Annotated in this window: 22 protein-coding genes, 1 tRNA gene and 1 pseudogene; 12 read left to right on the forward strand and 12 right to left on the reverse strand. The window is 65.1% G+C overall.

The window, feature by feature from the left end; genetic code table 11:
- Positions 1-46: 46 nt before the first annotated feature.
- From ACG3SL_RS12545 to cyoA, 5 genes are read right to left on the reverse strand one after another with little or no spacing between them, the layout of a single operon-like run.
- Entirely contained in the window at positions 47-772 is a 726-nt protein-coding gene (locus tag ACG3SL_RS12545) for an SURF1 family protein (protein WP_448661482.1), read from the reverse strand.
- Positions 769-1,137: a cytochrome o ubiquinol oxidase subunit IV gene (cyoD, locus tag ACG3SL_RS12550; RefSeq protein ID WP_448661483.1), complete on the reverse strand. Its 369-nt coding sequence runs from the start codon at positions 1,135-1,137 to the stop codon at positions 769-771. Before cyoD ends, ACG3SL_RS12545 begins: the two co-directional genes overlap by 4 nt.
- The gene (gene cyoC / locus ACG3SL_RS12555; RefSeq protein WP_448661484.1) at positions 1,134-1,766 is read right to left on the reverse strand and encodes a cytochrome o ubiquinol oxidase subunit III; all 633 of its coding nucleotides are present in this window, start codon (positions 1,764-1,766) and stop codon (positions 1,134-1,136) included. Before cyoC ends, cyoD begins: the two co-directional genes overlap by 4 nt.
- A gap of 3 nt (positions 1,767-1,769) precedes the next feature.
- On the reverse strand, positions 1,770-3,776 hold the full coding sequence (gene cyoB / locus ACG3SL_RS12560; RefSeq protein WP_448661485.1) for a cytochrome o ubiquinol oxidase subunit I: 2,007 nt from the start codon (positions 3,774-3,776) through the stop codon (positions 1,770-1,772).
- A 14-nt stretch (positions 3,777-3,790) separates the two neighbouring features.
- Positions 3,791-4,987 (reverse strand): ubiquinol oxidase subunit II, encoded by a 1,197-nt coding sequence (gene cyoA, locus ACG3SL_RS12565; RefSeq protein ID WP_448661486.1) that lies wholly within the window; start codon positions 4,985-4,987, stop codon positions 3,791-3,793.
- Positions 4,988-5,139: 152 nt separating this feature from the next.
- Here cyoA and ACG3SL_RS12570 point away from each other — a divergent pair, with 152 nt between their 5' ends.
- From ACG3SL_RS12570 to ACG3SL_RS12590, 5 genes are all read left to right on the forward strand, one after another.
- Positions 5,140-6,456 carry an MFS transporter gene (locus ACG3SL_RS12570; RefSeq protein ID WP_448661487.1) on the forward strand — a complete coding sequence of 439 codons (1,317 nt, stop codon included), beginning with the start codon at positions 5,140-5,142 and terminating at the stop codon, positions 6,454-6,456.
- Positions 6,457-6,652: 196 nt separating this feature from the next.
- A complete protein-coding gene (locus ACG3SL_RS12575; RefSeq protein WP_448661488.1) occupies positions 6,653-6,919 on the forward strand; it encodes a DUF6356 family protein in 267 nt (88 codons plus the stop codon).
- A 1-nt stretch (position 6,920) separates the two neighbouring features.
- Entirely contained in the window at positions 6,921-8,267 is a 1,347-nt protein-coding gene (locus ACG3SL_RS12580) for an FAD/NAD(P)-binding protein (RefSeq protein ID WP_448661489.1), read from the forward strand.
- Between the two features lie 238 nt (positions 8,268-8,505).
- On the forward strand, positions 8,506-8,862 hold the full coding sequence (locus ACG3SL_RS12585) for a Rieske (2Fe-2S) protein (RefSeq protein ID WP_448661490.1): 357 nt from the start codon (positions 8,506-8,508) through the stop codon (positions 8,860-8,862).
- 11 nt (positions 8,863-8,873) lie between these two features.
- Entirely contained in the window at positions 8,874-10,028 is a 1,155-nt protein-coding gene (locus tag ACG3SL_RS12590; RefSeq protein ID WP_448661491.1) for an isovaleryl-CoA dehydrogenase, read from the forward strand.
- Between the two features lie 209 nt (positions 10,029-10,237).
- Here ACG3SL_RS12590 and ACG3SL_RS12595 read toward each other — a convergent pair whose 3' ends face one another.
- Positions 10,238-11,077 carry a DUF3800 domain-containing protein gene (locus ACG3SL_RS12595; protein ID WP_448661492.1) on the reverse strand — a complete coding sequence of 280 codons (840 nt, stop codon included), beginning with the start codon at positions 11,075-11,077 and terminating at the stop codon, positions 10,238-10,240.
- 123 nt (positions 11,078-11,200) lie between these two features.
- Here ACG3SL_RS12595 and recJ point away from each other — a divergent pair, with 123 nt between their 5' ends.
- From recJ to ACG3SL_RS12610, 3 genes are all read left to right on the forward strand, one after another.
- The gene (recJ, locus tag ACG3SL_RS12600; protein ID WP_448661493.1) at positions 11,201-12,964 is read left to right on the forward strand and encodes a single-stranded-DNA-specific exonuclease RecJ; all 1,764 of its coding nucleotides are present in this window, start codon (positions 11,201-11,203) and stop codon (positions 12,962-12,964) included.
- Positions 12,965-13,014: 50 nt separating this feature from the next.
- A tRNA-Glu gene (locus ACG3SL_RS12605) sits at positions 13,015-13,089 on the forward strand.
- 163 nt (positions 13,090-13,252) lie between these two features.
- Complete coding sequence (locus tag ACG3SL_RS12610) at positions 13,253-14,482, forward strand: tyrosine-type recombinase/integrase (RefSeq protein ID WP_448661494.1); 1,230 nt, start codon at positions 13,253-13,255, stop codon at positions 14,480-14,482.
- 105 nt (positions 14,483-14,587) lie between these two features.
- Here the strand turns inward: ACG3SL_RS12610 and ACG3SL_RS12615 are convergent, their stop codons facing one another.
- Together ACG3SL_RS12615 and ACG3SL_RS12620 are read right to left on the reverse strand one after the other, a co-directional pair.
- On the reverse strand, positions 14,588-17,329 hold the full coding sequence (locus ACG3SL_RS12615; protein WP_448661495.1) for a KGGVGR-motif variant AAA ATPase: 2,742 nt from the start codon (positions 17,327-17,329) through the stop codon (positions 14,588-14,590).
- Positions 17,326-17,742 carry a hypothetical protein gene (locus ACG3SL_RS12620; RefSeq protein ID WP_448661496.1) on the reverse strand — a complete coding sequence of 139 codons (417 nt, stop codon included), beginning with the start codon at positions 17,740-17,742 and terminating at the stop codon, positions 17,326-17,328. Before ACG3SL_RS12620 ends, ACG3SL_RS12615 begins: the two co-directional genes overlap by 4 nt.
- A 208-nt stretch (positions 17,743-17,950) precedes the next feature.
- Between ACG3SL_RS12620 and ACG3SL_RS12625 the strand changes: the two are divergent.
- A pseudogene (locus tag ACG3SL_RS12625) lies at positions 17,951-18,732 on the forward strand (IS5 family transposase).
- Positions 18,733-18,827: 95 nt separating this feature from the next.
- Here ACG3SL_RS12625 and ACG3SL_RS12630 read toward each other — a convergent pair.
- Both ACG3SL_RS12630 and traA read right to left on the reverse strand, forming a co-directional pair.
- Positions 18,828-19,541: a DUF6118 family protein gene (locus tag ACG3SL_RS12630; protein ID WP_448661498.1), complete on the reverse strand. Its 714-nt coding sequence runs from the start codon at positions 19,539-19,541 to the stop codon at positions 18,828-18,830.
- Positions 19,538-22,558 (reverse strand): Ti-type conjugative transfer relaxase TraA, encoded by a 3,021-nt coding sequence (gene traA, locus ACG3SL_RS12635; RefSeq protein WP_448661499.1) that lies wholly within the window; start codon positions 22,556-22,558, stop codon positions 19,538-19,540. The genes ACG3SL_RS12630 and traA overlap by 4 nt, the downstream gene beginning before the upstream one ends.
- Before the next feature lie 171 nt (positions 22,559-22,729).
- On the opposite strand from traA, the gene ACG3SL_RS12640 reads away from it, so the two are divergent.
- From ACG3SL_RS12640 to ACG3SL_RS12650, 3 genes are all read left to right on the forward strand, one after another.
- Positions 22,730-23,050, forward strand: a complete 321-nt coding sequence (locus tag ACG3SL_RS12640) for a conjugal transfer protein TraD (RefSeq protein ID WP_448661500.1) — start codon at positions 22,730-22,732, stop codon at positions 23,048-23,050.
- Positions 23,051-23,069: 19 nt separating this feature from the next.
- A complete protein-coding gene (locus tag ACG3SL_RS12645) occupies positions 23,070-23,282 on the forward strand; it encodes a conjugal transfer protein TraD (RefSeq protein ID WP_448661501.1) in 213 nt (70 codons plus the stop codon).
- A 112-nt stretch (positions 23,283-23,394) separates the two neighbouring features.
- A complete protein-coding gene (locus tag ACG3SL_RS12650; RefSeq protein WP_448661502.1) occupies positions 23,395-23,898 on the forward strand; it encodes a MucR family transcriptional regulator in 504 nt (167 codons plus the stop codon).
- 20 nt (positions 23,899-23,918) lie between these two features.
- Here the strand turns inward: ACG3SL_RS12650 and ACG3SL_RS12655 are convergent, their stop codons facing one another.
- The gene (locus ACG3SL_RS12655) at positions 23,919-24,821 is read right to left on the reverse strand and encodes a HEPN domain-containing protein (RefSeq protein WP_448661504.1); all 903 of its coding nucleotides are present in this window, start codon (positions 24,819-24,821) and stop codon (positions 23,919-23,921) included.
- A gap of 68 nt (positions 24,822-24,889) precedes the next feature.
- Positions 24,890-25,120, reverse strand: a complete 231-nt coding sequence (locus tag ACG3SL_RS12660) for a sigma factor-like helix-turn-helix DNA-binding protein (protein WP_448661506.1) — start codon at positions 25,118-25,120, stop codon at positions 24,890-24,892.
- Between the last annotated feature and the right edge of the window lie 41 nt (positions 25,121-25,161).

Here is a 25,161-nt window from a genome sequence, read left to right on the forward strand (position 1 = left end):
GCATCGGCATCGGCCTCGGGCGGCTGGCCGGGCAGGTCGGTCTGGCTCACTCTCCCCAGCCCCGCTGGCGCCACAGCCAGACGGCAGCGCCCAGCGACAGCAACGCCATCGCGAACCAGGTCAGCGCATAGACCGCATGGTTGTCGGCAAACTGCACGACGGTGAGCCCGCCCACCGGCGCGCCCGGTGCATTGGCGCTCACATCGGCATCGATGAAATAGGGCGCGACCGTCCCCAGCCCGCGCGCGCCGGCGATCGCGGCGACGTCGCGCGAGTACCAGCGGTTCGCCGCCGGCTCGTTGGTGCGCAGGAATCCGCCGCGCGGCTCGGTGAAGCGGAGTAGCCCGGTCACGCGGACGGGGCCCTTGGGCACTGCAGTCGCATCCCGCCGCTCGGGCGGGACGAAGCCGCGATTGACGAGGACACGGAAGTTGCCGGTGTCGAGCGGGGTCAGCACCCAATAGCCCGAACCGAGATCGGTGGTGGCGCGGACCAGTGTGTCGTGTCCAGGCAGGAACCGCCCGGTCGCCGTGACGCGGCGATAGACGTCGTTTGCGGGGGTCAGCGCAGGCCACGCTGCCGGTGCAGGCGCCGCGACGGGCGCGGCATGGACGCGGGCATCGACAGCGGCGATCAGCGCGTGCTTCCACGCCCGCCGCTCGACCTGCCAGACGCCCAGCGCCACGAAAACCGCCGCCAGCACCAGCAGGCCGGCGGCAGGAACGATCGCCCGCGCGACTCCACGCGGAGAAGTGCGGGCGACGGGGTTCACGGCATCTGTCTCATGTCCGTGGGCATGGGCATCATGTTGGTGTTGAGGTGGTACATCACCCACAGCGAGCCGCTGAGCATGATGACCACGACGATGATCGTGAAGATCAGTGCCGTCATCGACCATCCACCTTCTGCCTTGCCGCTCATATGGAGGAAGTACACCATATGGACGACGATCTGAACCACGGCAAAACCCAGGATGATCGCCGCCGTCGTGCCGTCCGCCAGCGGGCGGGCCATCACGAGCCAGAACGGAATCGCGGTCAGGATCACCGACAGCACGAAACCGATCACATAATCGCGCAGCGTGCCGTGGGCGCCTTCGGCGTGGTGGCCGTCGCTATTGTGGCTGTCAGCGCTCATCGCAGCATTCCCATGAGATAGACGAAGGTGAAGACGCCGATCCAGATGACGTCGAGGAAGTGCCAGAACAGGCTGAGGCACATCAGCCGGCGCTGGTTGGCGGCGATCAGCCCGTAGCGCGAAACCTGGACCATCAGCGTGACGAGCCAGATCGTGCCGAACGTGACGTGCAGCCCATGCGTGCCAACCAGCGTGAAGAACGCCGACAGGAACGCGCTGCGCTGGGGCGTCGCGCCTTCGTGGATCAGGTTGGCGAACTCATAGAGTTCGATCGACAGGAACGCCGCGCCGAACAGGCCCGTGATCGCCAGCCAGGCCAGCACCTGCCCCTTGGCCTTGCGCTGCATCGCCAGCATTGCGAAGCCATAGGTGATCGACGAGAACAGCAGCATCGCCGTGTTGAGCGCCACCAGCGGCAGCTCGAACAGCGCCTTGGGCCCCGGGCCGGCGGCGTAATTGCCGCCGAGCACGGCGTAGCAGGCAAACAGGATCGCGAAGATGAGGCAGTCGCTCATCAGGTAGATCCAGAAGCCCAGCATCGTGCTGTGCCCCTCGGGATGCTCGTGCTCGTCCAGGTCGTAGAAGCGCACCGGCTCGCCGGGCGCGGTCAGGGTGTGGGTCATGCTCATGGCTCAGGCTCCCTGCGCCAGCGCTGCGGCGCGCGCGGCCTCGACTTCGGCCACCGTCTCGGCGGGGATGTAGAAGTCGCGCTTGTAGTTGAAGGTATGGCCGATCGCGACGACCAGGATGCCCGCGAAGCTCGCGGCAGCCAGCCACCACATGTACCAGATGAGCGCAAAGCCCATCACGGTGGAGAGACCCGCCAAGATCACGCCGGTGCCGGTGTTCTTGGGCATGTGGATCGCCTTGAAGCCACTCGTCGGCGCTTCGGCCTTGCGCGCCTTCATGTCGTACCAGGCATCCTGCGAATGGATGATCGGCGTGAACGCGAAGTTGTACTCCGGCGGGGGCGAGCTGGTCGCCCATTCCAGCGTGCGCGCGTTCCACGGATCGCCGGTCACGTCCTTCAGCTCTTCGCGCTTCCAGATGCTGACCGCGAACTGGACCAGCATCGCGCCGATACCGGCGGCGATGATCGCCGCGCCGATGCCGGCGATGACGAACCAGATCTGCAGGCTGGGATCGTCGAACACCCGCATCCGGCGCGTCACGCCCATCAGGCCCAGGATGTACAGCGGCATGAACGCCATCCAGAAGCCGACCACCCAGCACCAGAAGCTGACCTTGCCCCAGAACACGTTGAGCTTGAAGCCGAACGCCTTGGGCCACCAGAAGTTGATCGCCGCGAACAGCCCGAACAGCACGCCGCCGATGATGACGTTGTGGAAATGCGCAATCAGGAACAGCGAGTTGTGCAGCACGAAGTCGGCAGGCGGCACCGCGAGCAGCACGCCGGTCATCCCGCCGATCACGAAGGTCAGCATGAACGCCACCGTCCACATCATCGGCAGCTCGAACCGGATGCGGCCACGGTACATCGTGAACAGCCAGTTGAAGAGCTTCGCGCCCGTGGGGATCGAAATCACCATCGTCGTGATGCCGAAGAAGCTGTTGACGCTGGCGCCCGAGCCCATGGTGAAGAAATGGTGCAGCCACACCAGATACGACAGGATCGTGATGACGATCGTGGCATAGACCATCGAGGTATAGCCAAACAGCTTCTTGCCCGAGAAGGTCGAAGTGACTTCCGAGAACACGCCGAACAGCGGCAGGATCAGGATGTACACCTCCGGGTGACCCCAGATCCAGATCAGGTTCACGTACATCATCGGGCTGCCGCCGAAGTCGTTCGTGAAGAAGTTGGTGCCGACATAGCGATCGAGGCTGAGCAGCGTCAGCACGGCGGTAAGCACCGGGAAGGACGCGACGATCAGCACGTTGGTGCACAGCGAGGTCCAGGTGAAGATCGGCATCTTCATCATGGTCATGCCGGGCGCGCGCATCTTCAGGATCGTCACGATCAGGTTGATGCCCGACAGGGTCGTGCCGACGCCCGCGATCTGGAGCGCCCAGATATAATAGTCGACCCCCGATGCCGGGCTGTACGCCAGCCCCGACAGCGGCGGATAGGCCAGCCAGCCGGTCTGCGCGAACTCGCCGACGAACAGCGACGCCATCACCAGCAGCGCGCCGCCGGTGGTCATCCAGAAGCTGAAATTGTTGAGGAACGGGAACGACACGTCGCGCGCGCCGATCTGGAGCGGGACGATATAGTTCATCAGGCCCGTCACGAACGGCATCGCCACGAAGAAGATCATGATGACGCCGTGCGCCGTGAAGATCTGGTCGTAATGGTGCGCGTTCAGATAGCCTTCGGAGCCATTGAACGCCATCGCCTGCTGCAACCGCATCATGATCGCGTCGGCAAAGCCGCGCAGGAACATGACGAGGCCCAGGATCATGTACATGATCCCGATCTTCTTGTGATCGACGCTGGTGAACCAGTCGCGCCACAGCCAGCCCCACAGGCGGTATTTGGTGATGAGCGCCAGCATCCCGAGACCGCCGAGCGCCACGACCGCAAAGGTCGCGACGACGATGGGCTCGTGCAGCGGCAGGGCATCCAGGTTTAGCCTGCCGAAGATCGGGCTAAGCGAACTTGTCGGTTGAAGAGACATTGCAGCCTTGGCTTTCAAGAGCGGGGGCGCGCGGTCGGCAGGGTGGCCTCCGCGGTAACGATGGACGGTGCCGGGGTCTGGTTCGGGCGACGCAGCCCGGCCCCGGTGAGCGGCGCGAGGTTGATGCGCTTGGCCGCATCGGGGCGCATGTCGGCCATGCTCGTGGGCGCACACAGCGCGCCTACCATGGCACGATCGACCGGCTGGCCCAGCCCGCGCGCGGCGAACTTGTCATAGGACAGGCGCTTGATGTTGTATGCGCCTTCGTGGCCCATGCCGCCGTCGCGGTCGATGCCCATCATGTCGCGCATGCACATCTTGCCCGGCTCGACGCACATGTTGAGCACGGCATCGAACAGGCCCGGATCGATCGCGGCGAAGCGGCGGACCGGCTCCTTCTCGCTCGGGCGCTCCAGCGCGAGATAGGTCGCACGGTCCAGCATCCCGCCGGCGCCCTTGGCCTGCTTCACCCATGCGTCGAAATCGGCGGCCGACACGCCATGCGCGCGGAAGCGCATGTGCGAGAAGCCGGCGCCGCTGAAATTGGCCGAGAAGCCCTCATAGGTGCCGGGGCGGTTGAACACCGCGTGCAGCTTGGTCTCCATGCCCGGCATCGCATAGATCTGCCCCGCCAGCGCCGGGATATAGAAGGAGTTCATCACCGACGAGGACGAGATGCGGAACTGGATCGGGCGATCGGTCGGCGCGGCCAGCTCGTTCACGGTGGCGATGCCATATTCGGGGTAGATGAACAGCCACTTCCAGTCGAGCGCGACGACATCGACTTCCAGCGGCTTCACGCCCGCCGCCACCATCTGCCCCGGCGCGGTGCGCGCGAGCGGGCGATACGGATCGAGCAGGTGAGTCGCGACCCAGGTCAGCGCACCCAGGCAGATGATGATGAGCAGCGGCGCGCCCCAGATCACCAGTTCCAGCTGAGTCGAATGGTCCCAATCGGGCTCATAGGGCACGTCGGCCTTGTTTGCGGCGCGGTATCGCCACGCGAACAGCACGGTCAGGATCATCACCGGGACGATGATAAGCAACATCATCGCAGTGGAGATCAGCACCAGATTCCCTTGCTGCTGCGCAACATCGCCGGCCGGATTCAGCACGACCATGTTGCAGCTGCTAAGCAGCGGGATGAGCGCGAGGGCGAGCGGGATTCGCGAGAGCGAGCGCCGCGTTTCAAGGCGTGGGAGTCGAAACATGCACCGCGCCTAGGCCTGCCCCCGGAATGCGCACATAGGACATTTTGTCCAATCCCGTTGCGCTGCATCAAAGACGAAGGCGGAAAGAATGACCTGCGGCGACGCGGGCGTTGATGTATGTCCAGGAGCCATGGCTCCAAGGAGCGAAGACGATGAGTGCCCCAACCACTGCCGAACGCGATGCCCGCGAACTCCACGACTCGCATGGCCACAAGGTCGCGCCGGGCGAAATCGCGATCGGCGTCATCATCGGCCGAACCTCCGAGTTCTTCGACTTCTTCGTGTACGCGATCGCTTCGGTGCTCGTGTTCCCGAAGCTGATCTTCCCCTATGTCGATCCGCTGACGGGGACGCTCTACTCGTTCGCGATCTTCGCGCTGGCGTTCATGGCGCGCCCGGTGGGGACCTTCATCTTCACCGCGGTCGACCGCGCCTATGGTCGCGGCGCCAAGCTGACCACCGCGCTGTTCCTCCTCGGTGGATCGACGGCGGCGATCGCCTTCGTCCCCGGATACGAGACGCTGGGCGTCGGCGCCGCGCTGCTGCTCGCGCTGTTCCGCATGGGCCAGGGCGTGGCGCTGGGCGGTTCGTGGGACGGCCTCGCCTCGCTCCTCGCGCTCAACGCGCCGGAGGGCAAGCGCGGCTGGTACGCGATGCTGCCGCAGCTGGGCGCACCGCTGGGCCTGATCGTCGCCAGCCTGTTGTTCAGCTTCCTGATCTCGGTGCTGCCGGCAGAGGATTTCCTCAGCTGGGGCTGGCGCTATCCGTTCTTCGTGGCGTTCGCGATCAACGTGGTCGCGCTGTTCGCCCGCCTGCGCATCGTCGTGACGCCCGAATATGCCCGCCTGTTCGAATCGCGCGAGCTGGAGCCCGCGCCGATCACCGAAACCGTCGCAACCTCGTGGCGCACGATCCTGATGGGTGCGTTCGCGCCTCTGTCCAGCTTCGCGATGTTCCACATGGTCACTGTGTTCCCGCTGTCGTGGGTGTTCCTGTTCACCGACCAGAGCCCGCTGCGCTTCCTGGTGATCGAAGCGATTGCGGCGGCGCTGGGCGTTGTGGCGATCATCGCATCGGGCAAGATCGCCGACCGCGTTGGCCGCCGCACGCTGCTGGGCGCATCGGCCGCCGCAATCGCGGTGTTCAGCGGCTTCGCGCCGCAGCTGCTCGACGGCGGCGAAGTGGGCGAGACGGTGTTCATGCTGCTCGGCTTCGTGCTGCTCGGCCTGTCGTTCGGCCAGTCTTCGGGCGCGCTGTCGTCCAGCTTCTCGCCGCGCCACCGCTATACCGGGTCGGCGCTGACGTCGGACCTCGCCTGGCTGTTCGGCGCGGGCTTCGCGCCGCTCGCGGCACTGCTGCTGTCGAGCAAGTTCGGGCTGATCTCGGCCGGCGCCTATCTGCTTTCGGGTTGTGTCGCGACGCTGTTCGCGCTGTGGCTCAACCGCGAACTGGCACGTTCCATCGACTGATCGCGAGTCGCGTTTCACGCGACGCAGACCACCCGCCCCGCCTCCCCACCCGACCACCATAGCCTGATGGTATCCTTGGTGGTCGGGTGGGGAGGCGGGGCGGGTGGCGCAGTACTGGTGGCGCCCCGGCATTCCCCCTGCCGGCCCCATCCCTTTCGCGTTTTCCAAAGCGCGCCCCCGCGGCTAGACTGCCGCGATGATCCACCGCCTCTTCCTCTCCCACCCGCGCAGCGTGGGTGAAAGCTATGGCGAGCACGCCGCCACCGCCGCCCGATTCGGCTTCACGATGATCGCGGGCGGCGCGGCCTGCGTCGTCCATGCCGTGTTCCCCTTCCTGTTCGTGCGGACCGCCAGCGATGCGGTGAAGCGGCTCTATGCCCAGATGCAGGCCCGCCAGCCCGCCTTTGCCAAGGCGCCGCCGTCTTTCGAGCAGCCCGAGTGGCAAGTCGAATACGAAATCTGACATGATCGAGCATGTCGCGATCATCGGCGCGGGCTTTTCGGGCACGCTCCAGGCCATCAACCTGCTGCGCCATGACGGGCCGCGCGCCACGCTGATCGAACGCGCGCCGGTCGCGGGCACAGGGCTTGCCTATGGCGCCGCGCATCCGGGGCATGTGCTCAACGTGCGCGCGGGCAATATGAGCGCGTTTCCCGACGACCCCACGCACTTCGTCCGCTGGCTCCAGGCGCGCGGCGTGGCCGATGCCGCCGCCGCCTTCATCCCGCGCGTTTCCTATGGCGAATATCTGCGCGAGCTGCTGGAAACCGCGCTGCGCACGTCCAATGGGCGGCTGACGCTGGTGCGGGGCGAAGTCGCCGATCTGGAGCCGGGCGAGACGATCCGGCTGGCGCTGGGCGACCGCACGGTCGAAGCGGATGCCGCGGTGCTCGCGGTGGGCAATTTGCCCCCGCACGACCCGCCTGGGCTCGACCCGGCCCTGCTTTCGCCCAAGCGGTACAAGGGCGATCCCTGGGACCCGAGCGTGCCCGAGGATCTGGGCGCGGACGACACCGTCGTCATCATCGGCACCGGGCTGACCATGGTCGACGTCGCGCTGCTGCTCGATGCGCGCGGCTTTGCCGGGCGAATCGTTGCACTGTCGCGGCGCGGGCTGCTGCCCCGCCCCCATGCGCCGGGCAGCGATTGGGAACGGCTGCGCGAGCGGCCCGACACCGGCGCCTCCGCCCTGCTCCACCGCGTCCGCGCGCGCGCCGAGGCAATCGGATGGCGCAACGCCGTGGACGAGCTGCGCCCGTTCACCCAGGGCATGTGGGGCAATGCCAGCGAGGACCAGCGCGGCCGCTTCCTGCGCCATCTGCGCCCCTGGTGGGACGTCCACCGCCACCGGCTCGCGCCCGAAGTCCATGCCCGGCTGACCGCGATGGCGGAGCGCGGGCAGTTGCAGGTACTGGCGGCGCGCACGCTGGGCTTTGCCGAGGATGCTGCGGGCATCGCCGTGACGCTGCGCCGGCGCGGGGCGGACTCGGCGGAGACGCTGCACGCCGCGCGGATCGTCAACTGCACCGGCCCGCTGGGCGACCTGTCGCGTACCACCGAACCGCTGCTCCGCCGCCTCGTCGCGCGCGGGCTGATCCGCCCCGACGCCGCGCACCTGGGCATCGACGTCGACAATCAGGGCCAGACGATCGCGGCGGACGGGCGGCCCAACGCCAATCTCTATGCCCTCGGCCCGATGACGCGCGGCGCCTTCTGGGAAATCGTCGCGGTCCCCGACATCCGCACCCAGACCTGGAGCGTCGCACGCAAGCTGTCCAACGCGCATTGGGTGGGGGGTGAAGGGTTGTAGGGGTGAAAGAAGAAGTGCCGCAGAAGTGCGGCCCCTCCCCTAACCCCTCCCGCTTGCGGGAGGGGGATTGATTGTGGCTGGCGCCTGCCGTTATCGCTCCCCTCCCGCAAGCGGGAGGGGCTGGGGGAGGGCCTGACGTGGACGAAGCGCCGCGAAGGCGCCACGCTTCCCGTCACTAGCACGCCTCCAATCCCGTATCATTTGACACCAACTCCCCCACCCCCCTATCCCCGTCCCCATGGACGCGCGCCTTACCGAGACGCCTGCCGGCGTGCAGCTTGGCCCGCTGACGCTGATTGCCGAGGGGGCGGCGCGCAATTTCGTGCTGGGGCTGAAGGCGGGGCGTTTCCACGGCTTTGTCGTGCGGCGGGGCGATGCGGTGTTCGGCTATGTCGATCGCTGTGCACACATGCCCGTGCCGCTCGCCCAGACGCTGGACCGCTACCTCACCGACGACGGCAGCCTGATCCAGTGCAGCTGGCACGGCGCACTGTACCGGGTCGAGGACGGGGTGTGCGTGGGTGGCCCTTGTGTCGGCGCGCGGCTAAAGCCGTGGCCAGTGACGGTACGCGACGGCATGATCGTGACCGCTTGAGAGGATAGCAGATGGAACAGACGCTCGATTTCGGCCTGGGCGAGACCGCCGACATGATCCGCGAGACCACCCAGCGCTTCGCCCGCGAGCAGATCGCGCCGCTGGCCGCGCGGATCGACGCCGAGGACTGGTTCCCTCGCACCGAACTCTGGACCGCGATGGGAGAACTGGGGCTGCACGGCATCACCGTGGCGGAGGCCGATGGCGGACTGGGCCTCGGCTATCTCGAGCATGTCATCGCGTGCGAGGAAGTGTCGCGGGCCAGCGCCTCGATCGGGCTCAGCTATGGCGCGCACTCCAATCTGTGCGTCAACCAGATCGCGCGCTGGGCCAGCCCTGAGCAAAAGGCGAAATACCTGCCCAGGCTGATCTCGGGCGAGCATGTCGGCAGCCTGGCGATGTCTGAAGCCGGCGCCGGATCGGACGTGGTCGGGATGAAGTTGCGCGCCGAGCGGACCGCCAATGGCTATGTCCTCAACGGCACCAAATTCTGGATCACCAACGCGCCCTACGCCGACACGCTGGTCGTCTATGCCAAGACCGGCGAGGGCAGCCGGGGCATCACCACCTTCCTCATCGAAAAGGACATGCCCGGCTTCGCGATCGGGCAGAAGATCGACAAGATGGGGATGCGCGGATCGCCCACCGCCGAGCTGGTCTTTACCGATTGCGAAGTCCCCGACGCGAACGTCATGGGGCCGGTGAACGGCGGGGTCGGCGTGCTGATGAGCGGGCTGGATTACGAACGCACCGTGCTGGCGGGCATCCAGCTGGGCATCATGCAGGCGTGCCTCGACGTCGTCGTCCCCTATGTCCGCGAGCGCAAGCAGTTCGGCCAGCCGATCGGCAGCTTCCAGCTGATGCAGGCCAAGGTCGCCGACATGTACGTCGCGCTCAATTCGGCCCGCGCCTATGTGTACGCCGTGGCAAAGAACTGCGACGCAGGCCGCACCACCCGCTTCGACGCGGCTGGCGCGATCCTGCTGGCGTCCGAAAGCGCCGTGAAGGTCGCGATGGAATCAATCCAGGCGCTGGGCGGCGCGGGCTATACCAAGGACTGGCCGGTGGAACGCTATGCCCGCGACGCCAAGCTGCTCGACATCGGCGCGGGGACGAACGAAATCCGGCGGATGCTGATCGGGCGGGAGTTGATTGGGGCTGGGTGAAGTAACGTCCGGGCAGGAAAAGCGATTCTCGTCAGATACTTATCAAAGCCTTGATCCAAGGTGTTTTTTATGAGATTCTGCCAATGGCGGGAGACGCCGGAACAATCTCTTATCTCGTGTTCCATGAAGCACGGGAAGCCAGTCGGACGGCCGTCCTAGCAGTGACGACCTAGCTGCCGATGGGTGAACGGAGCCCGGGGCCCGCCACATTAGAACCGATAGCCAAAGTGCTCGAAAAGCGGCCTGCTTTCGGCAGGCACTTCTGCTTGGTGCGGTAACGGCCAAACGGTCATGCCACAGTTCGCCGCGCCCCCTGACGGCGCTTTTGCTATAATCGGGCGCAACGCCTTGGCAGGGGCGCCATCCCATGCGGGGGACGCGGAATTGGCACCCTGATAAATCGCGCTGGCTATCGTGTCAGCGAGTTGGCAGCCCGCGATTTTCTCAGCTGGCTCAACGGACCAATAGTCCCGCTCAAGCGTCGGCGGTTCGAGCCCCACTCCCCTTAGTTTCGATGTTCCTGCGGCGACCTGCATCCTGACAGTATCGAGATAGGAGAACATGTGCCGATAATCATGTCCACCACGCCGAGCGAAAACAATCTCCAACGGTTCGAGATTCGTCCCTTCACTTCTATGCCACTGGGCCGCCCAACCCGTCACTCTCTCTAACAAAAGCCGCATGCACCAATTGTAGAACTGATCTCCTCGATCAAGCTTTCCAAGCTTCGGATTAATGTACTCGCGCATATTCGACTTGTGCGACGCGACGCAGAATGCTTTCAAAGGTTTGGTCGCCAAGCGATCACACACGTGAAGTCGGCGACCCTGCGCGATACGTGCAAAGTGCAGATGTGGGCTCTGCTTAGCCCCCGCCAGCTCACGTAGTTCCTTAACCCAACCTACCGGGGCGTGTCGCCGGCTATGTCGAATCACAACTGCGCTTAAACAGAACCACTCATGCCTGCCCGGCAAATATTTAAGCCCGTCCCGAACGCCCGGGTCCCCAGCTTCATCGATAAATACAGTTAGCGCGGGCATCTTAATCATTTAAGCCGTGACGCTCGCTGGAGTCGAGTCGCCTTGTTTATCCTCTGAGTGCGCACATCTCCGTAGAGCCCGGAGATAGCTTCCCCCCTCGACAACCCCGCCCCCCGCGCCCACAAGCTTGGCATGTCCACCGTTCTCAACATCACCCGCTCAATCCTTGGCCAGCCCTGGCGCTGGCGGGGGCTGGCGGCGGATGCGCGCGATCCTGGCTTTGCGCCCGATGACCTCGTCACCCAGCTGTTGCTTGCGCGCGGGTGCCCGCGTGAGGCGCTGGAGCAGCACAAGGCGCCCAGCATCCGCGCCTTCATGCCCGACCCCTCGATCTTTCGCGACATGGACCGCGCCGCCGATCGGCTGGCCGATGCGGTCCAGCGCTCCGAACAAGTGGCGATCTTTGGCGACTATGACGTCGATGGCGCGACGTCCGCCGCGCTGCTGATCCTGTTGCTGCGCGATCTGGGGCTGGAGGCGCGGCCCTATATCCCCGATCGGCTGATGGAGGGCTATGGCCCCTCGGGCGAGGCGCTGGTGCGGCTGAAGCAGGAGGGGGCGAGCCTGATCGTCACGGTCGATTGCGGGGCGCAGGCGTTCGAGGCGCTCGACATGGCGCAGGCGGCGGGGGCCGAAGTGATCGTGTGCGATCACCACAAATGCACCGCCACCCTGCCCGCCGCCTATGCGCTGGTGAACCCCAACCGGCTCGACGAGGACGAAGGCGCGGCGCACGGCCATCTGGCGGCGGTGGGCATGGCGTTCCTGCTGGGCGCGGCGCTGATCCGCGCGCTGCGCCAGCGGGGCTGGTTCGCGGACCGGACCGAGCCCCGGCTGCTCGACCTGCTCGATCTGGTCGCGCTGGGCACTGTGGCCGATGTGGCGCAACTGCGCGGGCTGAACCGCGCGTTCGTGGCACAGGGGCTCAAGGTGATGGGCCAGCGGCGCAACATCGGGATGAACGCGCTGATCGAGGCGGCGCGGCTGACCCGCGCGCCGGGCTGCACCGACCTGGGCTTTGCGCTGGGGCCGCGCATCAATGCCGGCGGGCGCGTGGGCCGCTCCGACCTGGGCGTGCGGCTGCTGACGACGCGCGACACGGACGAGGCGCGGGCGATTGCCGAGGAGCTCAACATCCTCAACGAGGAACGCCGCGCGATCGAGGCGCAGGTGCAGCTGGAGGCCGAGGAACGCGCGCTGGCCAAGGGCAATCGCGCGCTGACGGTGGTGGCCGGGCATGGCTGGCACCCCGGCGTGATCGGCATCGTCGCAGGAAGGCTCAAGGAGAAGTTCGGGCGCCCGTCGATCGTAATCGCGCTGGACGAACACGGCGTGGGCAAGGGTTCGGGCCGCTCGATCCCCGGCGTCGATCTGGGCGCGGCAGTGCTGGCGGCGAAGGACGCCGGGCTGCTGGCGGCGGGCGGCGGCCATGCGATGGCGTGCGGCGTGACGATCACCGAAGATGCCGTCGAGCGATTCGAGGATTTCCTGGAAGAGCGGCTGGGCGAGCGAATCACCGCGGCGATGGGCGAGCGCGCGCTGCTGCTCGACGCCGTGGTGAGCGCCAGCGGCGTGTCGCCTGCGCTGGTGACGGCGATGGAGGCCGGCGGCCCCTATGGCATGGGCTGGCCCGCCCCGCGCATCGCCGCCGGGCCGGTCAGCGTGATCAAGGCCGATGTGGTGGGCAACGGCCATGTCCGCGCGATCGTGAGCGGTGCCGAGGGCGGCAGCCTGAAGGCAATGGCCTTCCGCCAGGCCGACAGCGAACTGGGCCAGGCCCTGCTCGGCGCACCCCGCCACCGCAAGCTGTGGATCGCCGGCCGCGCCAAGATCGACGACTGGGGCAGCCGCCCCGCTGCAGAAATTCACGTAGAAGATGCCGCATGGGCCGATTGATGGCTTGACCAACGCGAAAGCTTTGCCTAGTTGCCGCCTCCACGCTAAACGGCCCCTTCGTCTAGCGGTTAGGACGCGGCCCTTTCACGGCTGAAGCACGGGTTCGATTCCCGTAGGGGTCACCAAAACGCCATCCCAGGGCGTCCGAGAATGTGCCATAAGTGGCTGTTTTCTGCGGTTTTTTGTGGTATAAGCATCCCAGTCGGATCGGCGAAATACCACTCCATACCAGCAATCTGATGGTATTTCTGATGGCAGATCGCCGGTCGCTCGGATGGAGATACCATCATGGCGTTATCGGTGGCGGCGATCAAAGCTGCTGAGAATCGCAGCAAGGCGTACAAGCTTAGCGACAGAGACGGGCTCTACCTGCTCGTGGCGCCAACGGGCGGGCGCTACTGGCGGATGAACTACCGCCATCTTGGCAAGCAGAAGACGCTGGCGTTCGGCGTGTGGCCGGACACCGGCCTCGCCGAAGCTCGAGCCGAATGTGATGCGGCGCGCAAGGTGCTGGCGCGAGGCGAAGACCCAGCGGAGCGGATCAAACTCGACCGGGTCGCGGCCACCGTAGCGGCTTCCAACAGCTTCCAGGCCGTCGCCGACGAATGGCTGCTCAAGGTCGAAAAAGAAGGCCGGTCGGCGGTCACGATGAAGAAGCTGCGCTGGCTGCTCGACTTCATCAAAGCCTCCGTCGGCAAGCGCCCCATCGCCGCGATCTCAGCGCAGGAGCTGCTGCTGATGCTGCGGAAGATGGAAGGCAAGGGCCGCTACGAAACCGCCAAGCGGCTCCGCAGCACGTGCTCGCAGGTGTTCCGCTACGCCATCGCAACGGCACGTGCCGAGCGCGATGTGGCGGCTGATCTGCGCGGCGCGCTGATCGCGCCCAAGCCGGTTCATCGCGCAGCCATCACCACCCCCAAGGCTGCGGGAGAGCTTCTGCGGGCCATCGAGGCATTTGAAGGACAGTCGAACACACTGGCGGCGCTTCGGCTCCTGCCGCACGTTTTCGTGCGCCCTGGTGAACTGCGCTTCGCCGAATGGGCCGACTTTGATCTAGACAAGGCGATTTGGACGATCCCGGCGCACAAGACGAAGATGCGGCGGGCGCACACGATCCCCCTTTCCCGCCAGGCTCTCAAGATCATCGCCTCTATCGAGCACGATGCGGAATACAGTTCCTACCTCTTCCCCTCGCGGCGCTCGATCGAGCGGCCGATGTCGGAGAACACCATCAACGCGGCCCTGCGCCGAATGGGATATGCCCAAGACGAGATGACCGGCCACGGCTTCCGCGCGATGGCGGCGACCCTACTGAACGAAATGGGGCTGTGGCACGCTGACGCGATTGAGCGCCAACTCGCCCACTGCGACAACAACGCCGTCCGTCGCGCCTACACGCGCGGCGAGTATTGGGACGAGCGCGTGCGGATGATGCAGCACTGGTCGGACCATCTCGATTTCCTCCGCGATGGGGCCAAGGTGCTCAAGGGCAAGTTTCGCAAAGCCAAGGGGCAATAGCGGCAGCAGCTGGGCCGGTTGCCGAACTGCAGCTTCTGGCACTCGAAATGCAAAGGCGGACGTTCTCCCCGGCGACCCGACCAATCCACTTTACGCGGAGCCGCTCTAGGATCGCTTTCGCGCGCGATTGTAGAGGTTCACCACACTTCGCCGCGCCCCTGCATGCTTGAGGCCCAGCCCCCGCCGAAAGAGTTCCGGCACCTCGTAGGGCGGTTTGTCGCCGAAGATGATGCCGTGGCGGATCAGCGCTGCGAGTTCCGTATCCGTGAGCCCGAGCTGATCAACAACTTCCTGGCTGAGCGGTACGGCCAGCTCATCGGCCTGTGACTTGAACTTGGCGAAGGCAGGCTTGAGTTCACCAATCTCTTCCTCGGTTTCTTCCACCTTCGACGTGCTTGTGGATTCGACCGCGGTCCGCAGCGAGCGGGGAGTCAACAAGCGTCCCGCATAGAGCGCGGCTTCATCGCCCTCCGGCGCGACCGTTGCTGCGCTTGCGAGAAGACGAACCAGATCGCGGGGCACGAGGCGCCCACGCAGATCGGAAAGAACGGCAACGATCCAGGTGGCGGTGTAGGCTTCCCGTGTACGTTGGCCTGGCTTGTCGTCCGGCCCGAGTTTGGTGCCCCAGAGCGGCTCGAGCTTCGTCGCGCGTTCGGCCGACGAAAGATTCTGGAAGTCCGTGTCCCAAAGGTTCGGAATCGCCTGCGACTGCGATGCGAGCCAAGCAGCGAGCTCCAAGACATCGTCTTCCGTCCAACTGAGCGCGAAAGCAGCATATTCGCGCCTGAACTGATCGAGGTTCTGACGGATCGCGGCCTCAACGGTGTCTCGGCGCACAAATGCGATCATTCCGATCGGCCGCCGCAATTCGGACCGTAGTTTCTGGGGAAGCGAGATGAGGAGCGCACGCATCGCCAATTCGACACCCGGATCGACGACGGACGAATAGAGTTCCTCCAATCCTTCGAAGACCGCCACGATGGATGTCGATCCTGCGCGAAGCACGTCGAAGAACGCTTCGCCTGCCCCTTCGGTCCTAGCTTTGTAGCCGGCGCTCCATGCAATCACATCGAGCCAGATCGATACCCAAATGCTCTCGCTCAGATTGCTCTGCAGCTTCTCTTTGAGATATCTCGTCGTCTCGAAGATGTTCAGCGGCGCACCATAACCTAATTTCTCGGCAACGGCGCGACGGGCGTCGTCCGCCTCCTGCTGCAAAATGGCGCTCGACTGAATTGATGCGGCGATCGGCACAACCGCCGCAGGGATGGCATTGTCGCCGCCGACCAGATTGGCGGCGACCTGGCTCCATTCGCCTTTCGAGACGATGAAGCGCGCAGCGAGCGTCTTGCCGGTGCCCTTTGCGCCTTCCGCGATCGCGATCGGAACCTCGGACTTGTATCGCGACGCTAGGGCACTGAGCGGTTGAGTGACCAACGGACGTGGCACGGTCCCTTGGACGTTCTCGGCTGAAATCAGTTGGTTGGCGAATGCGCTCAACGCCTGGCGCCGATCAGCAACTGCAGGGGATGGTGTTTCCGGCTCATGAGTGGTCGGCACTGTCTTGAAGGACAATTCGGTGGCGACAAATTCTTCGCTACCGTTTGCCAAGGCACGCGAAAATCCGCTGCTGCCCAGCTGTTCGACGAAGTCCCGCCAATTCCCGGTCGGTACCTGAATGTCGGGAAGTTCCGGTACATCGACTTGGACAAAAGGCTGGATGTCAAAGGCGCTCGCGAACAGGTCCTCGCCCGCGCCGACCTCTACTGGAGCATCGCCGACAAGCGAATTCAACAGCTCGGCGGTCAAGGGCTCAGTGATCTTTTTGTCCATTCCCGTCTGTCGGAAGAGAACGGGGACACGATTGACGACCAGCAGGGGTCTGCGCGGGGCCGCTCCGTTCCTGCGGAATTCGCGCGCAAGGAAGCTGACAAAGCCCGCCGTTGCTTTGATTGACTGGTCGGCCAAGGTAGTAACGAAGATTGGCGAGACGTTTGGATCCATCGCAAGGTTGACGCCGATGGGGACCAAGCCTGCCCTTACATCGACGACGATCCCTGCGACGCCGAGATGTGCCGCGACGCTGGAGAGCAGGTCGGCGAGCGCGAACGGACGTTCCGGGGTGGAAAGATGCTCGGGCCGGACCGACGAACTTGCTAATTCGGCGATATCGCGCCGCAGGGGCAGAACGAAGATATTGCCGGGCAGCAGATGGTCGCGAAGCCGTTCGGCAACGAACTGCGTCGTTTCCGGCGCACCATCGGTCTCTTCTGCATGCGCCAGGGCGATCAGGTCTTCCAAGGACGTCTTGGGGTGCCCAGCAAATGCTTCGAAAAGATAGCTGATTCCCGGCGCCTCAAGATCCGCGTCAACAAGCAGGATAGGACGCTCGCTGGTGGCGGCCCAATGCAGGGCAAATGCGACGGCGGTCGTGGTGCGACCCGTACCCCCTTTGACGCTCAACGCTGCCGCGATGGGGATTTGTCTCTGCGGGCCTTGCGCGTCGGCAGGCCGGAAATCGATCCATCCGTCTATCACCCCGAAAGGCTGTCTCGATGTTCCCTGATCGGTGACGATGTCGACGTCTACCGCAAGATCGCTGGCCGACTGGCCGCCTTCGAGTTCGATCCGCAGCGGGTTCTGCCTGATCCGCGAGGGGAAAAGCGTTTCGAGTGCGGCGGTTAGCTGCTCAGAGTCCACGGCTGCGGTGGCTTCGAACAATAGGCCAAACCAACCAACCCGCGCACTGGCAATTTCCGGGGGCAAGGGCGACCGGGCGGGATCGATACCTGCCAGGCAGCGAGCAACGTCAACCCAGGTGACTGGGGAATGATCGGGAGTGCTCATCTGTTTTTCTTACACCATTCCAGCAGGGATTTTAGCCAGTCGTAGATTGCGTTAGTATCCTGAATCTTTTCGCCATAGCGCCAAGCCTCGTGGAGGACCGCTGGTGTTCCGTTCAGCCCGAGCCGAACCGTCACCACTGCCGGCACCGGTTTGACACTAGCGCGCGAAATGTTCAGCGCCTGAATGAGTGCGACGATGTTGTGCGAGAAGCTGCGCGCAGATTTGGCGCTGCCGCGCGCTTCATCGGTGTACTTCAAGTTGTTCTGCAGCATGTACGCGGACTTGAGCCCACATTCGGCCGCATAGAATAACAGCAATGCGGCTGAGTCAGAATCGTGGAGCTTTTCACGCTCAGCGGAAGCGAAGAGCTCTTCCGATCTTCGACGCAATGCCATTACGGGAGGGTTGATCACGCGGCTTCCAATGCTCCTTGCCGCGGGGCGCGAAAGGGATCTAGTCCCTCTATTCCGTAGGGACAGGGCGATGTCGAGAGCGGATCCAGCGCTGGTCGAGGCACATTTCGCGTCATCGCCCTGTCTGCCTGTCCTAGGCCATGTTGACAAAGTTGATTCCCAAACGGCCTGATCTCTGATTCAAGGCTGCTCTTTGCGGGGAGCGGCAATGGCGCGAGGCGATCTGACGGACGAAGAATGGTCGGTGCTAGAAGGGCTGCTGCCTTCCGAGCGCGGCCGAAAGGCGCGGCCCTCCCATGACAACCGGCGATTTCTGAACGGCATGCTGCATGTGCTGCGGGTCGGTTGCCCCTGGCGCGACATGCACGAGCGCTACGGCAAGTGGAACTCGGTCTATGTGCGGTTCCGGCGCTGGGCGGAACAAGGCGTCTGGGATGCGATGCTGGCCACGCTGGTCGATTTCGGGCTGACCGACGACTGGCAGCACATGATCGACAGCACCACGGTTCGCGGCCATGTTTCGGCAGCGGGCGCTAAAGGGGGACTCATAAGGAGGCTTTTGGTCGATCACGCGGCGGCTTTACGTGCAAAGTCCACGCCCGCTGTGACAATCAAGGGCGCCCTCTTGGCTTCATCCTGACGGGCGGCGAAGCGTCGGACTACGGGGCGGTCGACGACCTCATGGCGCTGCCGGTCAACAAGCCCAAGGCGCTGCTGGCCGACAAAGGCTATGACGGCGATGCGGTCCGGGCAAACCTGTTGATCTGCGGTATCCTGCCGATCATCCCGCCAAAGGCCAACCGGCGCGAACCCATCGCCTGCGACTTCCGTCGATACCGAGACCGGAACCGCATCGAGCGCATGTTCGGGCACCTCAAGCATCAACGCCGCATTGCTACCCGATACGACAAGACCGCACTTTCGTTCGCCAGCTTCCTCAATCTCGCCGCCATCCGCCGGTGGCTGCCTAACTTTGTCAACAGGACCTAAGCACGTTCAGCCCGTCAGAAAGGAAACACCGCTTTCAGGATCGATGAAACAGTTCGCCCCTGGCAAATTATGAGGCGCAATCCAGACGAGCGGCTTCAACGAACCTTCGGCGTTCCTACCTCGATTCGGCACCTAATCCGGTCACTGGGTCGCGCGGCACGCTTGCGACATTCCGCCAACGCCTTCGCATTGTCCTGCACAAGCCGAGCGGCGTCGTCCAAAGCGCGCAGCCGCGCCGGGTCAGCCACCCGGAGCAGGTGTACGCCAGCATCCCATTCTGTGCGCTCGAGCATTTGCGCCGCGGCGCGCTCCGGCCAGCGCCAGCTCTCAGGCACCGACCGTGCGACCGCCGTCGGAAGGATCGCCCCCAGCGCGAGCCCCAGAACCCAAGCTGCCAGGGCAACGCCGATAATCCAACGCTTCTGGTTCTCAGCGGTCGCTGCGGACTCGACCATGCCGTGTAATGACCGGATCGCGACGCCCAGCTCTCGGTTGGCCTGGTCCCATGCCTGATGGTCGACGGCCCTTACCTGCGCGCCGGCTTCGGCGATCTGTTGGCCGATCGTCTCGAGGGTAAGCGCAACCCCTGGCTTGTCCGCGAGCATCTCGAACGACTCCACCACCATGTTCCACCGCTCGTGGATCTTGGCGAGGTCAGGCCCGTAATCGCGCGCATGCAGCTCCTGCTGTCGCGCCGCGAACCCTTCGACGGCGGCGGTCAGCCCCGCCAGCTTGCGGCTCATGGTTGCGAACGCGACCTCCGGATCGTCGATGTCGCCTGCTTGCGGGGCAATGGTCTCGTCTGTCATAGTCCGATCCCCAGATTGCGCCCGCGATCGATCGAGAGCGTCAGTTGCTGGGCGATCGACCGCGTCCGCGCTTGCTCCGCGAGCGCAGAACCGATGCCGCCGTCATGGCTGCCGGGCGCCCATTCGAGCGACCATTGCCGCCCGATCAGCTCGCCGCCACGGCGTCTGAGCGCGGCGCCGAGCGCCGGGTCGGCTTCGAGCCCCTTGGCCATGGCGCGCAGGTGGCTTTCGATGGCGCCGCGCGCATCGCGGTCCTGCCATCCGGGGAGTTTATCGCGCTGCTCGCGAAGTTGCTGCCAACGCTGGACGAACCGGTCGGCGCGAAGCTCGGGGTTGGTGCGCACCTCCGCCTCGAGCTGCATCTGGCGGATAGCGCCGGCAGTGCGGCCATTGGCCGCCTCGCCGACCAGACCGGGTTCGCGCGCGAACGCCGCGTCGAGGTCGCGCGCGCCGTTGGCATGGGCAGCGTCGAGCGCCTGGGCAGCCTGAAGCTTAGCGGCCTTCTGATATTCGAGCGCAGGGAGATTTTGCCCGGTCATGCGATCGATGTCCTGTACGGCGCAGGCGTAGCGCTGGACCGCCGTGCCAAGCGCGGAGTGCCGATCGCTTGGGGCTTGCGCCGGAGAGGTCGATAGCCTGAGGCCGTCGAACCGGCTGCGGGGCCTTGTTGGCTCAGCGTCGTGCACGCGAAGCCGCAACCCGTCGAACCTGCCACGCTTCGGCGGTTCGGGTGCCGTGTGGCTGCGGTCGACCAGCGGCGCGCGCGCCATTGCGTCGAGGATGCGCGATCGATCAAACCCGCGCCGCTCGGCAAAGCGCGTCGCACTCTGTTGGTAATCGAGCGCGCTGTCCTTTGCCCGCTCGCGCGACAGCGTGCGGGCGAGCCGTTCGACGCCCTCGAAGTCGTCACGGCCATAATGGAGATGCACCGCGTCGCGGTGCCGCGACAGCGAGACATAGGCAGCGTGGCGATCGAGGCCCGGCGTGGCCAGCACATGGACGCGATCGACGGTGAGCCCCTGCGCCTTGTGGATCGTGGCCGCATAGCCGTGGGTGAGGTCGGCGTAGTCCTTGAGGTCGAACGCGACCCGCCGACCATCGTCGAGCCGCACTGCCATGCGGGCGCGATCAACCTGTTCGATGGTGCCAAGGGAGCCATTCTTCACGCCCAGTTCGCGTTCGTTGCGCAGGAACATGATGCGGTCCTGGGCGCCAAACAAGCGCTCGCCGCCCGTCGTTTTCACAGCAACTTCAGTGACTAACGTCCCGTCACGCTTCATCCGGTCCCGGGCCAGCCCATTCAGTTCATCGCATTCTTCGTTGGTATGCGACAGAATGATCGAAGAGTGCGCCGGGTCGGCAACCCGGTCGCCATCCCAGCGGTCGATCAGCGCCTCGCGCGCCTCCGCGCGGGTCTCCGACTCGACCAGCATTCCGGCTCGGGCATAGGCGTCCAGCGCCTCTCCGGTTCGCCCGGTGGCGAGATGGCGTGTCGCATCGCGCTGCCAGTCCTCACGCTGGCGGCGAACCTCGGTGATCTCGATGCCGCCGTGCCGCTCGGCAGTGGCGCGGAACGCCGCCCCTGCTTCGATCGCCTGGAGCTGTTCGGGATCGCCGACCAGCACGACCTTGGCGCCGCGCTTCTCGGCTTCGCCGATGACGCGCTCCATCTGCCGCGAGCCGATCATGCCTGCCTCGTCGATGACGAGCACGAAGCGCTCGGTCAGCAGCTCCCTGCCCTGCCCCCATTGATGCTCGATGCTGGCAATCGTGCGCGAGGCGATGCCCGAACCGCTCTCGAGATTTTCAGCAGCAATGCCGGAGAGCGCGAGCCCCTGCACCTGATACCCCGCGCTCTCCCAAGCTTCGCGCGCAACGCCGAGCATCGCGGATTTGCCCGTGCCGGCATAGCCGATGACGATGCCGAGGTCCCTGGCATCGGTAAGATGCTCGAACGCCGCGCGCTGCTCGCCCGACAGCAGCATCCCGCGCCGTTCGGCATTTGCCAGCGCGCGTTCGCGGTCGCGCGCTCCGACGCGGTGCCGCTCGCGCTCCGCCAGCGCCTGCGTCTCGCGCGCCAGCCGCTGCTCGGTCTCGATCATGTCGCGCGACGAGAAGCGCTCCTCCCCGCGCCCGTCGCTGCCGAGTGCGACCAGCTCGGGCGATCCGCGCACCGCCGCCATCACCGAATCGAACTGGTCCTTGCCGTCGCTATGCCGGTGCGCAAACCGGGCGAGGTCACGGGTGGTGAACGTCGCCTGGGTGCGAGTGATCGCATCGAGCGCGAGCGCCGGGCTGGCGATGATCTTCTCACCGTTCGAGCGCGCGATCTCGAGATGCTCGGCGGCACGCTCGGACTCGAGGCCCTGCGCTGCCATCCGCGACGCCGCCGGGCCGATCTTGTGCTGGGGCTCGAGGTCGATGCCCTGCGCTTCCAACGAGCGGTGATCGATCCGCGCATCGATATCGAGCTGGGCGAGCCGCTCGTTGACATGGCCGCTCCACCGCTCGCGCCACTTCTCGAGCAGGTCGGCGCGGTTCCAGTCGCGGTTTTTCTTGCCGAACCCGTCGGCGTCCACCTCGCGCATCGTCAGCATGACGTGCGCATGCGGCTTGGGCTCGCCATCGGCGCCAATATCCCAATGGACGTTGAGGTCGGCGATCATGCCGCGGTCCACAAACTCACCGCGGACGAAGTCGCGCGCGAGTGCGATCCCTTGCTCTTTCGTCATCTCTCGGGGAATCGCGAACTCGATCTCGCGCGCGAGCTGCGCGTCGATCCGCTTCTCGACTGCCTCGACTTCGTTCCACAGCCGCTCGCGGTCGGCGAGATGCTCCGGTGCGCCCTCCGGCAGCAGCACTTCGGAATGGACGACGCCTGCCTTGTTGGAGAAGTCCTGGCTCCGGTCGAGCCGCTCATCGCGCAGCCGCGAGGCCGAGCGGTACGCAGCAGACGCCAATGCCGAAGAGCCGGCAGCCCGCGAGATGACTTTGGCCGAGAAGTGATAGATCGCCATGGCGGCAATCCATCTACACTACACAAGCGACGTCGGCACGACGTATAAGCGCGCCCTCGAAAGAATTTATCTTTCTCGGGAAATAGTCGTCCCAAGACATTTCACGACATTTGTACTGATCGATGCAGTTACTAACTGACACATCCTCCACACACAATTGAGGACAGTGTCATGCGCAAACCCCGTGATTATGATTCGGAGCTGAAGGCGCTCGGCGACAAGGCGAGGCAGCTCAAGGAACGCAAGGTGCAGCAGCTCGGCGAGCTGGTGGCTGCGACCGGCGCCGATGGGTTGCCGATCGAGCAGCTTGCGGGCGCATTGCTGAGTGCGGTCGACAGCAAAGACCCCGCCGCGAAGGAGGGCTGGCGCAAGCGGGGCGCGGCGTTCTTTCAAGGCTCACGCCGGACTGGCGGCGGCGCTCGCCAGGACACGCGCGGCGCTCAGGCGTGCGACGGCGGCGCGTCACCGGCTGAGCGCCAGGATCGCGCGTGACGACAAGCGGGAATGGGTCGTGAAACGCCGCGAGCGAACGCGCCAGCTGATCGAACTTGGCGGCCTCGTCGCCAAGGCCGGACTTGTCGAGCTGACCGACGACGATCGCGCCGTGATCTTCGGCCTGATGGTCGAAGGCGCGGCGACGTTGCGGAGCGAACGCCGTGAGCAGGCGCTCGCGCTCTGGCGACGGCGAGGCAAGCGCGCATTCGATGATTCTGCCGACGATTAAGCATCTCCGTGGTTGCATCCGAAACGGAGAAGCGACATGGGCCAGATCAATCCGGGGGGATCGTCAATCATCGGCGTCAGAGTGGTCGCCAAACAACTGGAACGGGAACCCCATGTCCGACGAAAACACTTTGAGCCCGGTCGAGCTCGCAACCGAACTCACGATCGCCTGGCTCGGCAACCAGAACAACCGCGTTGCCGCCGAAGACGTGCCGGGGTTCCTGCGAACGATGCATGCGACTATCACCGAACTGGCCGGCGGTTCCACTGCCACGCCCGAGGCGGCGGAAGAGGCACCCGTCTCGGAAGAATATCAACCGGCGGTCACGGTGCGCAAATCGCTCGCGTCCAAGGATCACATCATCTCGATGATCGATGGCAAGCCGTACAAGACGCTGAAGCGGCATCTATCCGGACATGGGCTCACCCCGGAGCAATATCGCCAGCGCTACAATCTGCGGTCCGACTATCCGATGGTCGCCGAGAATTATTCGGCGGCGCGTCGGGAGATGGCGCACAAGATCGGCCTGGGATCGAAGGGTCGCCAGGCCAGAGCGGCGGCAGCCGCGCCTGCCGAGAAGCCGAAGCGCGCACCGCGCGCGGCCAAAACCGCCTGAAGCATGCGAGCGCCGCGTGATCAATCGCGCGGCGCGAGCCGCTTTTCGCAGACCGTCTTCACTAGCGATTGAAGCTCGGCGACGCGCTCGCCGAGCCAGCGCAATTCCTCGTCGCTGATCTCGTAGTGCGGCGAGTATCGCGCATTCACATAGGCCTGCCGCAGCAGTTCGAAGCAGCGGCGACTGAATTTGTCGGCGCGCGGCCATGCCGCGATCAGCTCGGGCGCGACTTCCTCGGCATGCGAGCGCAGAAAATTGAGCTTGTGCGACTTCGGGCTGTAGAGAGTCAGTACCAGCAAGACGCAATGATACGCTCTCTCGGCGGCTTGATGCAGGGTGAAGACGGCATCATTGCGCTCACCATCCTCAACGTATCGTGCAGCCCCACGAGTAGCGCTCGCGACCTTCGGAAACCAGTAGTCGAAATGATTCTGAGCCTCCGCGCGCGCTTCTTCCGGCGGCAACACGCGCGGTGTCGCAAGCTCGAACCCTTCGGCTTCGTACAGCGCGATCCCCTGCCGCGCGATGTCGACGAAGAACGGCCGTCCGTGGGTCAGCTGGCTGTTCACATCGGCGAGGTCATGGACGATGAAATTGACTGGCGCACTGAGCGCCTCGTTGATGGTGGCGTCACGCATCAGCCGATCGTCGGCCTTGCCCCAATATTCGACCGGATCGGTGAGCTTGGCGTCGTTGACGACGACGAGGATGTCGTAGTCGGATTTGTAGCCGCCGACCGGATCGTCGACCCAATCGCCGCGCGCATAGCTTCCGTAGAGGATTACCTTGAGGATGCGCCCGCGCTTCTTCCACGGCTGGGTTGCAAGCCCGATCTCGCGCTCGAACTCCTCGAAAAGCACGCGCACCACATGCTGCAATTCGCGCTGCTTGCCGCTCGGAAGGTGATCGAGGTCAGTCTTCATCATCGCACTCCTAGCCCGCGCCGCGACAACCGCAAACCTCGCCGGGCCGAAGCCCGGCGAGGTCCGGATCAGCGGCGCCACCAGCGCCGGGGTTGCCGGTCCATGCGGCGGGCGATGCTCACGAGCGCCCTCGCTATCTCCCGCTCCACTTCCCGGACGGAAAGGCCGGTGCGCTCGGCGATCTCGACATAGCTCATGTCGTCGAGCCGGGCCGCGAGGAAGATTTCGCGCTGCAACCGGGGCAGCTTGCGGACCGCTCGTTCCAACCGCTTGACGTCGGGATCAGGATCATCGGTCATGATGTCCTCCAAGTCTTGGGGTATCTGGCGGCGCAGTGGCC

It is taken from the genome of Sphingomonas degradans (assembly GCF_053502645.1).

Coding starts and splice junctions, on each gene's coding strand:
- cyoA (WP_448661486.1), bottom strand. CDS start 4,987: ATGTTTCGACTCCCACGCCTTGAAACGCGGCGCTCGCTCTCGCGAATC.
- ACG3SL_RS12640 (WP_448661500.1), top strand. CDS start 22,730: ATGCGCAAACCCCGTGATTATGATTCGGAGCTGAAGGCGCTCGGCGAC.
- ACG3SL_RS12575 (WP_448661488.1), top strand. CDS start 6,653: ATGATCCACCGCCTCTTCCTCTCCCACCCGCGCAGCGTGGGTGAAAGC.
- ACG3SL_RS12570 (WP_448661487.1), top strand. CDS start 5,140: ATGAGTGCCCCAACCACTGCCGAACGCGATGCCCGCGAACTCCACGAC.
- ACG3SL_RS12595 (WP_448661492.1), bottom strand. CDS start 11,077: ATGATTAAGATGCCCGCGCTAACTGTATTTATCGATGAAGCTGGGGAC.
- cyoC (WP_448661484.1), bottom strand. CDS start 1,766: ATGAGCATGACCCACACCCTGACCGCGCCCGGCGAGCCGGTGCGCTTC.
- ACG3SL_RS12630 (WP_448661498.1), bottom strand. CDS start 19,541: ATGACAGACGAGACCATTGCCCCGCAAGCAGGCGACATCGACGATCCG.
- ACG3SL_RS12660 (WP_448661506.1), bottom strand. CDS start 25,120: ATGACCGATGATCCTGATCCCGACGTCAAGCGGTTGGAACGAGCGGTC.
- ACG3SL_RS12580 (WP_448661489.1), top strand. CDS start 6,921: ATGATCGAGCATGTCGCGATCATCGGCGCGGGCTTTTCGGGCACGCTC.
- cyoD (WP_448661483.1), bottom strand. CDS start 1,137: ATGAGCGCTGACAGCCACAATAGCGACGGCCACCACGCCGAAGGCGCC.
- ACG3SL_RS12615 (WP_448661495.1), bottom strand. CDS start 17,329: ATGAGCACTCCCGATCATTCCCCAGTCACCTGGGTTGACGTTGCTCGC.
- ACG3SL_RS12650 (WP_448661502.1), top strand. CDS start 23,395: ATGTCCGACGAAAACACTTTGAGCCCGGTCGAGCTCGCAACCGAACTC.
- traA (WP_448661499.1), bottom strand. CDS start 22,558: ATGGCGATCTATCACTTCTCGGCCAAAGTCATCTCGCGGGCTGCCGGC.
- ACG3SL_RS12610 (WP_448661494.1), top strand. CDS start 13,253: ATGGCGTTATCGGTGGCGGCGATCAAAGCTGCTGAGAATCGCAGCAAG.
- ACG3SL_RS12590 (WP_448661491.1), top strand. CDS start 8,874: ATGGAACAGACGCTCGATTTCGGCCTGGGCGAGACCGCCGACATGATC.
- ACG3SL_RS12585 (WP_448661490.1), top strand. CDS start 8,506: ATGGACGCGCGCCTTACCGAGACGCCTGCCGGCGTGCAGCTTGGCCCG.
- ACG3SL_RS12655 (WP_448661504.1), bottom strand. CDS start 24,821: ATGAAGACTGACCTCGATCACCTTCCGAGCGGCAAGCAGCGCGAATTG.
- recJ (WP_448661493.1), top strand. CDS start 11,201: ATGTCCACCGTTCTCAACATCACCCGCTCAATCCTTGGCCAGCCCTGG.
- cyoB (WP_448661485.1), bottom strand. CDS start 3,776: ATGTCTCTTCAACCGACAAGTTCGCTTAGCCCGATCTTCGGCAGGCTA.